General features: G+C 39.1%; 9 protein-coding genes. 3 read left to right on the top strand and 6 right to left on the bottom strand.

Translation table 11 applies throughout. From position 1 onward, the window contains the following. A partial coding sequence (locus tag AC1DPQ_RS08390; RefSeq protein ID WP_477608778.1) for an outer membrane beta-barrel family protein occupies positions 1–951 on the top strand: 951 nt, incomplete at its 5' end. Positions 952–1,041: 90 nt separating this feature from the next. Continuing rightward, the gene (locus AC1DPQ_RS08385; RefSeq protein ID WP_477582112.1) at positions 1,042–1,788 is read left to right on the top strand and encodes a DNA alkylation repair protein; all 747 of its coding nucleotides are present in this window, start codon (positions 1,042–1,044) and stop codon (positions 1,786–1,788) included. Here AC1DPQ_RS08385 and AC1DPQ_RS08380 read toward each other — a convergent pair. The 6 genes from AC1DPQ_RS08380 to AC1DPQ_RS08355 all read right to left on the bottom strand — a co-directional run bounded on the left by AC1DPQ_RS08380 (position 1,785) and on the right by AC1DPQ_RS08355 (position 8,787). Beyond that, positions 1,785–2,279, bottom strand: coding sequence for a GNAT family N-acetyltransferase (locus tag AC1DPQ_RS08380; RefSeq protein ID WP_029276813.1), 495 nt, complete (start codon positions 2,277–2,279; stop codon positions 1,785–1,787). The genes AC1DPQ_RS08385 and AC1DPQ_RS08380 overlap by 4 nt on opposite strands. After that, positions 2,276–2,836, bottom strand: coding sequence for a hypothetical protein (locus tag AC1DPQ_RS08375; RefSeq protein WP_029276811.1), 561 nt, complete (start codon positions 2,834–2,836; stop codon positions 2,276–2,278). Before AC1DPQ_RS08375 ends, AC1DPQ_RS08380 begins: the two co-directional genes overlap by 4 nt. A 63-nt stretch (positions 2,837–2,899) precedes the next feature. Next, positions 2,900–4,192: a hypothetical protein gene (locus tag AC1DPQ_RS08370; RefSeq protein ID WP_477608776.1), complete on the bottom strand. Its 1,293-nt coding sequence runs from the start codon at positions 4,190–4,192 to the stop codon at positions 2,900–2,902. A 59-nt stretch (positions 4,193–4,251) separates the two neighbouring features. Beyond that, positions 4,252–4,896: a thiamine phosphate synthase gene (locus tag AC1DPQ_RS08365; RefSeq protein WP_477582107.1), complete on the bottom strand. Its 645-nt coding sequence runs from the start codon at positions 4,894–4,896 to the stop codon at positions 4,252–4,254. Positions 4,897–5,015: 119 nt separating this feature from the next. Continuing rightward, positions 5,016–7,460 carry a TonB-dependent receptor gene (locus AC1DPQ_RS08360; RefSeq protein WP_477608774.1) on the bottom strand — a complete coding sequence of 815 codons (2,445 nt, stop codon included), beginning with the start codon at positions 7,458–7,460 and terminating at the stop codon, positions 5,016–5,018. A gap of 796 nt (positions 7,461–8,256) precedes the next feature. Beyond that, positions 8,257–8,787 carry an AAA family ATPase gene (locus AC1DPQ_RS08355; protein WP_477580294.1) on the bottom strand — a complete coding sequence of 177 codons (531 nt, stop codon included), beginning with the start codon at positions 8,785–8,787 and terminating at the stop codon, positions 8,257–8,259. A gap of 435 nt (positions 8,788–9,222) precedes the next feature. Here AC1DPQ_RS08355 and AC1DPQ_RS08350 point away from each other — a divergent pair, with 435 nt between their 5' ends. Further along, the gene (locus AC1DPQ_RS08350; protein ID WP_477580296.1) at positions 9,223–9,540 is read left to right on the top strand and encodes a carboxypeptidase regulatory-like domain-containing protein; all 318 of its coding nucleotides are present in this window, start codon (positions 9,223–9,225) and stop codon (positions 9,538–9,540) included. Positions 9,541–9,582: the final 42 nt, after the last annotated feature.

Genomic DNA, 9,582 nt, shown 5'->3' with positions numbered 1-9,582 from the left:
GCTTATACCAATATAAACAAGCAGTTTAAAAATACCAGCGTACAGATTGGCTTAAGGGTTGAGCAAACCAATTCGAAAGGAAATCTGATTACCAAAAATACTGTTGTAGAACGAAATTACTGGGATTTCTTTCCAACGTTATTTGTTCAACAAACGCTTTCAAAAAACAATCAGTTGGGTTTTTCTTATAGCAGGAGGATAGACCGCCCAAGTTATGATGCTTTAAATCCTTTTATTTATTATTTAGACGAATTTACCTATAGCAAAGGGAATCCCTTTTTAAATCCACAGTATACACACAATTTTGAGCTTAGTTATACTCTATTACAAAAATATATGCTCTCAATTGGCTATAGCAGGGTTAACGATGTAATTGCAGAGGTAATTTTACCTGATGCAGCAAATCAATCGTTATATCAAACGAATGCAAATATTGCCACCAACATTAGCTACAATGCCAATTTAAACGTACCCGTTCAGATTACGAAATGGTGGCAGACCAACAATAATTTAAATGTTTTTTACCTCAGTTTCAAATCACCAGATTTGGCCGGGAGCGCTTTAAAAACCGGAAAAACCTCTTTCCAGTTTAAATCGCAACAAACCTTTACCATTATGGATGGTTTTACGGCAGAAATAAATGGCAGTTACGAATCTCCGCTTGATTACGGTACCCTAAGTTTAAAAGCCCGTTATTATGTGGATGCGGGTTTGAGTAAATCGCTGTTTAACAAAAAAGCAAGTTTGAAGCTGGCCTTATCAGATGTATTTAACATGTCTGAAAACAATTTATCAAGTGCCTATCCGGGTTTAACTTACTCGGTACATCAAAAAAATGAAACTCAAATTGGTAGAATCAGTTTTACCTATCGTTTTGGTAAAAATGAAATTAAACCTGCCCGCCGCCGTGCAACAGGAACCGAAGCGGAACAAGGCCGTATGAAAAATTAACACTCAGCCCTTCAATTGTGAAAACCCGATCAACATTATGCTGGTCGGGTTTTCTGTTTTGTGTATATTTAAACTGGAAACCTGAACAAAATGTCTGTCGAGAAAATCTCCAAACAAACTACAAATTTAACAGCTGCTGCTTTTATTGAAAAATTAAGCACCTACCAATCTAACGCAGAATTGGAAAAGATTACCCGTTATTTTAAAACTGAGGAGGGTGATTACGGGGCGGGAGACCGGTTTATTGGCGTTCGGATGGGGCAGGTTTTCGAAGTTGCCAAAGCTTTTGTGGCCATGCCTGTTCAGGAAATAGAAAAGCTTTTAGAAAGTCCGGTTCATGAACATCGGGCAGGTGCAGTAAGCATAATGGATTTTAGGGCAAGGGATAAAAAAACAACTGAAGATGTAAAGAAAGCCCTTTTTGAACTTTACCTTAACCGGCACGACCGGATTAACAATTGGGACCTGGTAGACCGTGCCGCATGTTTTGTAGTGGGCAGTTATTTATTTGATAAACCAAGAGATATTTTATACCAATTAGCCGTTTCAGAAAATATGTGGCAGCGCCGGACAGCAATAGTGAGCACATCTTATTTTATCCGTAAAGGCGATTTGACCGATACTTTTGGCATTGCACAAATTCTTTTAAATGATCGCGAAGACCTGATCCACAAAGCAGTTGGTGGTTGGATCAGGCAGGCAGGCACAAAAAATAAAGCCCTGCTAATGGCTTTCTTAGAAAAACATGCCACAACAATGCCCCGTACCATGCTGCGTTACGCCATAAAACATTTTGACAAAAGCGATCGAGAATATTACCTTAAGAGAGTAGATTAGAATTTGTATTCCATTACATAATCGTCCATGAAGTAACCTTCACCTATATCAAGTTTTACCGACTCTTTAATGGTAAAACCTCCTTTTAGGTAAAAATCTTTGGCTTTATTATGCTTGTTCACATTCAATTGTAAAGCACTTCCTCCGGCATCCTTAACCTGGTTAAAAACCTCATTAATTAAGATTTTCCCAACACCTTTGCCATGTGCAGATGGCAGCACATAAAGCTTGTGCAGTTTGTAAATTCGCTCTTCGTGTCCAACAATAGAATATCCTGCAAAACCGAACTGATTTTCGCCTTCCTCTGCAATCAGGAAAATATGCCCTTCCATAAATTGCTTTAGGAGTTCTCCTTTATTGTACATTTTATCCAACATGTAATCAATCTGTTCCTGCCCGATAATATCGAGGTAGGTTGATGGCCAGGTTGCCGCAGCAATAGCCCTGATGATTTCTATATCTTCTTCTTTTGCTTTTCTGAGGGTAATCATATTGGTTCGCTAATAAAAATTGGTTGTCCTGAAAAGGTAAATTCTACAAAGCCATCTTTAACTACAGTAAAAATTTCTTCTTCATTCTGCACCAGGTTAGTTACTTCGATATATCGGTTGCCATGGATCAGGAATTCACTTCCTGCAGGTTTCCAAACGGAGAATCCCGGTTTTATGGGATAGTGCTTCGATCTTTCAGTAAACACCACCAGATTAATTTTGTCTTCAAATCCGGCAAACTTCTCCAGATCAAATTTCTTCGCAATTACATTTACCGCGGGATATTTCTCTTCGTACAGATAATTTACCGCCACCATTAAAGCATCAACAGGGCCTTGAATAACTTTTGTATCCTCTTGCGTTTCCTGTCCGTTCCCGTTTACAAGCACATCTACCTTTAAGCCTAAAGAAAAAATCTTATCGTAATTTTCTCCGTTAACCAAAAGCGTAGGGCTCCATTCGAGCAGTTGCCCCAAAAGCTCTTCATTAAAATTCCCAAGCTCATCGATGTATAAAGCCGGCTCTTGTTTTTCTTTTACAATATGGTGTGAAGACATACTGCGAATATAGAAATTTCGCTTTAAGTACGGTATAAGAAGAATCAGTTAGGGGTAAAATGATTAACGATTGTATGGATATTCACTCACCCAATGGAAGCCCCTGTTGATGAGTCTAAAATCTTTCATATCTTTCTTTTTAAAGCTTACCGATATAGAATCTTTATCGCTCAGACCAGAAATCACCAGCTTATCTTTTCCAATAACATGGTATTTTAACATATACTTCAATGAATCTTTACTGGTAGATTTTAATACCAGTTCTTTCTTTTTCTGATCAAAAACAGTAGTGAAATTAGCGGTACTATCGTTCATCTTTTTTATTCTTGCGTACCCCTCTCGACTGACAATCAATTGTTTCCAACGGGTGCTGTCCGTAGTTAACGGGAGCAAAGTCTTACCTTTGAGCGTCATGTCTTCTACATTGTAAATGCCATACAAAAATGGCTTGGGTGCAGCACTGCCATAAATTTTTGTTTGTTGGATGAATGTATACAGTAAGGAAACGATAGAGGCGGTGATGTACAAATATTTTAAGCTATAAGCCAAAATGTAAAGCCATCGCTTTTTAAAGGTAGGGCGATACATTTTATCCAGCTGCTGACTTTCATATTTGAGAAAGAAGCGGTATAGCTTTAAGAAATGCGGTGCCAAAATAAAAAGACTCATTACCACAAGTGCGGTAGAGAGTAGTTTTACCGGTACATCGAAGAAGTAGTTCATCGCCATTACATGTGCCGTGGCCGCTAGTGAAAGAAAGGCACCAACCACTACCGTTCTACGGAACAACAATAAAATGGCAGAAACTTCTACAATACCCATAAAAATGTTGTAACCTTTCGAAAAACCGAGGAAAGTCCATGCCAGGCCCATTGGTGATGCATCGCCAAAAGGCTGAAGCAATCTGGTTAAGGAAGGGTCTGGAAACTGGAGTTTGACTACCTTTATTAAGCCGTAGAATATCAGGGTAAAGGCCAGGTAAAACCTCACCAGTACCACGAGCCAATAATAGGCAGCATTGTAGCTTTTGCGTTTGCGGTCTAAAACCGACCAGATGATACAGCCTATTACCGAAACGAAAAATATAAAAAGCAATAATAGCCAATCGTAAGAGGTATCCCCACTGCCATTGGTATAAATTGTAAAATCGTAATTGTAATGGATAATATGTTTAGAAAACCATGGAATAAAATGGTGCAGGACCAAACTCGGCAACTGCAGTAATCCCGACAGAAATTGAAAAGCCCCGTTATTGTTCAGGATGATGAAAAGAGGTAACAGAAGGAAAAAGAATCTGAAAGAGATTTTTTTATAAATGTTCCAGGGTGCATTGGTTTGAAGAGCGTTTTCAGACATATTAGCTAGGTTTTATCCCAAAACTAAAAATTATCCTACAGGCTTCAAACTATAAAGTGTTAATTAACAGTAGTTTCTTTAACTAAAGTGTAAAAATCTTGATAGGCTTCAATAAAATCATCGGCAAAATTAATGGCTCCGGATACGGCTATACCATAAATACCGGTTTGCATTAAAGCTTCTACATCGTAGGTTTTTATCCCGCCCACCGCCAACACCGGAATATTGATGGACATCGCCTTCAATTCTTTTATTACCTGTTGATAGCCCTCGGTACCTACAAGCGCATAATTATTGGGTTTGGTTTCAGTTTCTGCAAATGGACCATAACCAACATAATCGGCTCCTTCCTGGGCAAGTCTGATTAAATTTTCTATTGTACTTGCTGATCCTCCAAGGGTGATATCATTTCCAACCAGATTGCGCAGGGCGATAAAATCGGCATCCATATCTTCCATATGAAAACCCTGTATATCGGCCTTTCCATTTAAATGAACATGATCGGTAACGATTAAGGTGCTACCCCAATCATCACAGATTTCGGCTATCGCATTAATATCCTGTAAGAGTTCTTCATCGCTTTTGCTCAGGCAACGGTATTGGATCCATTTTGCGCCAGCCTCGCAGGCCTGTTGCACCTGTTCGATATGGCTTAAATGGGGGATATCGTGCGTAATGTAATGAAGCCTCTCTATATATTTCATACTGGGTGAACAGGATTTTTAAGATGATTTGATTTTAAGATCAGGAGGCAATATAAACAAAATCGCCATTGCAAGTATATTCCGCAATGACGATCCTGTTTTTTGAATGTTAAGCTTTTCTAAAACTTAACGTTCAGGCTTAGCAAAAAGTTAGTTCCCGCCTGTGGGTAAAAGAAGTTTTCGGTTACCCTGCTTCCACCTGCCTGGTAGCCATAGGTATAACCATTGCTTTCGTATTTCTTATCGAAAATATTGTTTACCAATAAACCAAGGTTTACGTTTTTAACACCTGCAAATTTAAAGTCGTAACCCAAACGTGCATTGCTTACCCAATAACCGTTAATGGTCCTATCGTTGTTCTGCGTATTATCCAGGTATTGTTTGCTTACATATTTGCTCTGTAAGGCTACAGCAAAACCACTAACAGGTTTGTAAACCAGCTCCCCAAAAAGAACAGCGCTTGGAGAATAGGAGATGTCGGTTAATTTATAGTTGTTTACCACCTGTCCACCGTTATCATAGTCATCATAATATTCGGTAAAGTTCTTGATTTTGTTTCTGCTCAATGCTGCATTGGCGTTTAATACAAATTGAGAAGAGATGGTGTATGAACCGTCTGCCTCAATCCCTAAACGGTAGCTTCTGTCTACATTCTGACGGAAATTTCCGCCAACATCATTTATTTTTCCGGTAACCACCAATTGGTTTTTATAAAACATACCATAGGCATTTGCACCGACATTAAATTTATCATTTTTAAAACGGTAGCCTAACTCTACATCATTCAAACGTTCAGGTTTTGGAGAAATACCAACAGCGGCATCTGTATAGTCATCGCGGTTAGGCTCTTTGTTGGCCACACTAAATGAGGCATAAACATTGCTCTGCGGATTGATAAAATATGTTGCACCAAATTTCGGGTTAAAGAAATTCAAGGTTTCGTTAATAGCCAAAGTGTTTAGTTTGTTTTCCGTTCCGGCAACATCGAAATATACCCGGCGGTACTGTAGGTCGGCAAATAAGCTTAACGATTCTACCGGGCTATAATTTACTTTACCATAAACGTTAAAATCGGTTTTGARACCATCGTTATCATAATAATGCCTGTCTATATTTCCATTTGAAGCATACTGGGCCCAGATCACCTGCCCGAAGTGGGCGCCTTTATATTCGTTATATGCACCGCCCAAAGTAAAATTTAAATTCTTTTGAGGCACGTAGTTAAAGGCATAGGTAACACCATAAAAGTCGTTATCTAACCACCGTCTACGGATTAAATCCGTTTCGGTAACTGGTGCTCCTCCCGGAATAACAACCGGATTTAAGCCATAATTCTTAAGTTTATCCTGTGCCCTGAATTCTTCATAATAACCTTCGCCTTTGGTGTAGTGTAAAGCGCCGTTAAAAGAAAACTGATCAGAAAACTGTCTGGCATAAATTAACTGGTAATGGTTTTGTGTATAGTTATCCGTTTGGTTATTGTACAAGAAACTGTTGTAAGTTCTTCCAGAGTTTAAAAGATTAGCGGCGTCATCTGCACCCAATCCGTTTCTGTCAATATAGGCATTCATTCCAACCACATCATTTTCTAAGCGTGATTGCGGAATACCGTTCCATGATTGATAGGTTTTCTCATTTCCTGAAAAAACATTTACGCGCAGGAGGTCTTTATTGCCATGGTAGGCACCAGAGAGAAAATATGATTTAAGCAGTGATGAACCACGGTCTACATAACCATCAGAACTGATTCTTGATAAACGGCCATCAAAGCTAAAGCGGTTGTTAATCAAACCAGTTCCAACCTTAACGGTGTTTTTCCAGGTATTGAAACTGCCGTAAGTGCTGTTTACTTCCGCATAGGGCTCCATTTCGCTGGCAGTTGTCTGAATATTTAAACTCGCACCGAATGCACCTGCACCATTGGTTGAAGTACCTACACCGCGCTGAATCTGTATGTTATCTACAGATGAAGCAAAATCGGGCATGTTTACATAAAACGTACCTTGGCTTTCGCTATCGTTTATTGGAATACCGTTAACCGTTACGTTGATCCTGCTATTGTCGCTACCGCGGATACGGATACCTGTATAGCCTACGCCCGCACCAGCATCAGAATTAACCACAACTCCTGGTGTGTTCTGAAGGATGAAAGGCAGATCTTGTCCGAAGTTATTCTGTTGGATTTCTTCCTTGCTAATGTTCTTATACGTAGTTGCTGATTTTTCTGTCGCCCGTATAGCGCGGACAATCACCTCATCTGCCAGGAAATTTTGAGCCGAGAGGCTAAAATCCAGCGTAGTATGCTGTTTAAGTTCTACAGCTCTTTCGATTGTTTTATAGCCTACATAACTTACCACAATCGTGTATTTTCCGTTAACGAGGTTAGTGATGCTGTAATTTCCGGAGGCATCACTTACAACTGCGGTTTTTTGAGTTCTTAATTTAACCGTAGCGCCGGGAAGTGGCTGCTGGTTTTGATCTGTTACTTTACCGGTAACAGTAATTTGTGCCGATGCAAAGAAAGGCAACATTGCAACAAGCGCTGCAAAAAGTAAATTTTTCAATTTTATTGTTTTTAGTTAAACCCATCGGAAAAGGGGCATTGCCGATTTTCAGTTAAACTTCCATAACTCCAATCCCTACGCCGGCATTACCCGGATCAGGTGCATTTATAAGGTTTAGGGTTTTGAGGTTTAGGGCTTAAGGGTTTTACCCTCCACCTTCTGCCTTTTACCTTTCGCCTATAAAATGGGTATGATCTCAGCCTGTTTTTGTGTTTATTTAAACAAGGCACCCCTAATGATGGTGCAAATGTAGAAAATATTTAACAATAAGCGTGTTTTTTGATGCATTATGGGTTAATTGGACAAAAAAATAACAACTCCATAGCATTACTTAACGAATTTGGTGGGATTTTAGGTTTAGAAAATGAAAGGTTCTGTGTGCTTGACATCTTCAGGCCCGCTCCCGTTTCTGCTGCAGATGAAACCTGTGAAACAAGCCCTTCCATTTCCAAATAAAAAAATAATAATATTAATAGGAAACGAGTGGTTCTGAACATTTAGCTTTTTCAGCCCCGCTTTTGGTACGAGTTCCGATGAAGGATCGGAAGCTCTTCCCGACAATCGGGTTTATTTCACTTAGGCCGGTGCTGGGAAAACAAACCGCTGTTAACTAAACCCGACAGCAGCGGTTCCGATCCTTCATCGGAATTAGCGAATGGCGGGACTACAGCACCTATGAAATACTAACCTTTCATTTCCTAAAAAAAACATTTTATTATTAATGGGAAATGAGCGCCCTGAGCTTTTGGCAAATTTCAAACAAAGTCATGAATCTAGTCAAGAAACATCTATTTTCTTATACACAAAGAAAATCGTTTACTGCCTTAATTGCATTTTCGAACCTTTCATCACCCAATCCACCAATTACCTTATAATTCGCATTTAGTGCTTTCAGTTCATTATGCCAAACCTGCATAAAATATTCGCGCTTATCGGGGAAATCGCGCAGCGGATCATCTTGCCAGGGCAAATCGATGTCCATTAACAGATACAGGTCGTACGGTCTCTTAGGCAGTGCATCCAGCACTTGCTGTGGTGTTTCACCTAGTACTTCATCGCTCCAGATCTTTACCGTAATAAAAGTCGTATCACAAATAATAAAATCGCTTTCGGTAGTTACTAAAATAGCGTCCTCCAAAGCTACCTGCCCGTAATACATGTTCACTTCATCTTGCAGGGTATAATCGGCAACCAGGTTTTCGCAGTAATAGCGGGCATACTCTGGCACCCACGAAACTTTATAATATTTTGCCAGCAATTGAGATATGGTAGATTTTCCCGTACTTTCCGGGCCAACAATAGCGATCTTTTTAATGTTTTTATTCACGATATGTTTTCTGAATACGGTCAAATGTAATGGAAAAAGCCTTAAAAGAAAAAATCCGGTTGAGGAGGGCTCCTCTAACCGGATAATAAACCAAACAAACTATTTATGAAGAAATCCTCATGGCGGGTAACTAATCCGCGGAGGAAGCTTTAGATCATTGTCTAAAGTATATACAAAACGCATATATGTTCTGCTTATTACAACATTATTGCCAATATTTCTAATATCACAACTTCGTGACTTAATTCTGACGTGTAGCGCCACTTTTACGAAATTCTTTTAACACTAATTAACATTTACAATAAAACCGTACATTTGATTTTGACAGCCATGTATAATTTATAGTACAATCTAAAAATTAGTGTTCATTATTTAAAACTATTTGTACTAAATGGTGTTATTTATTTAAGACATCAACAACTAAAACGTTATACCATGAAAAAGTTATGTGTTGTATTATCTCTGCTCATTGTATTTGCTTTAGGTTCAATTGCCTTTACAAATATTAAATTGGGTGGAATAATCGGAAAAATTACACCGGGTGATGCGGCTTCTGCTGTTTCGCTTGTAGCGGCGACAGACACGCTAAAAGCGCAGGTTAGCCAAGGTGTTTTTACTTTTACTAACCTCAAAGAAGGCGTTTATACTGTCGTTGTAAAAGCCAATGCACCATACAAAGATGCTGTTATAGAAAAGGTTGCCGTGAAAGATAGCGCCACCACAGATTTAGGCGAAATTAAATTACAGCAATAGTTCATTTCGCAAAAGAAAAATCTAAAAAGAGCACTTAAATAG

The organism is Pedobacter sp. 01T416_2 (assembly GCF_056398925.1).
Note: the sequence above shows the minus strand (reverse complement) of the source record. Positions and strands in the feature narration are given on the sequence as shown.

Excerpts from the sequence above, each read along its gene's own strand:
- AC1DPQ_RS08365 (WP_477582107.1), bottom strand. The coding sequence starts at position 4,896 with ATGAAATATATAGAGAGGCTTCATTACATTACGCACGATATCCCCCAT.
- AC1DPQ_RS08385 (WP_477582112.1), top strand. The coding sequence starts at position 1,042 with ATGTCTGTCGAGAAAATCTCCAAACAAACTACAAATTTAACAGCTGCT.
- AC1DPQ_RS08350 (WP_477580296.1), top strand. The coding sequence starts at position 9,223 with ATGAAAAAGTTATGTGTTGTATTATCTCTGCTCATTGTATTTGCTTTA.
- AC1DPQ_RS08370 (WP_477608776.1), bottom strand. The coding sequence starts at position 4,192 with ATGTCTGAAAACGCTCTTCAAACCAATGCACCCTGGAACATTTATAAA.
- AC1DPQ_RS08380 (WP_029276813.1), bottom strand. The coding sequence starts at position 2,279 with ATGATTACCCTCAGAAAAGCAAAAGAAGAAGATATAGAAATCATCAGG.
- AC1DPQ_RS08375 (WP_029276811.1), bottom strand. The coding sequence starts at position 2,836 with ATGTCTTCACACCATATTGTAAAAGAAAAACAAGAGCCGGCTTTATAC.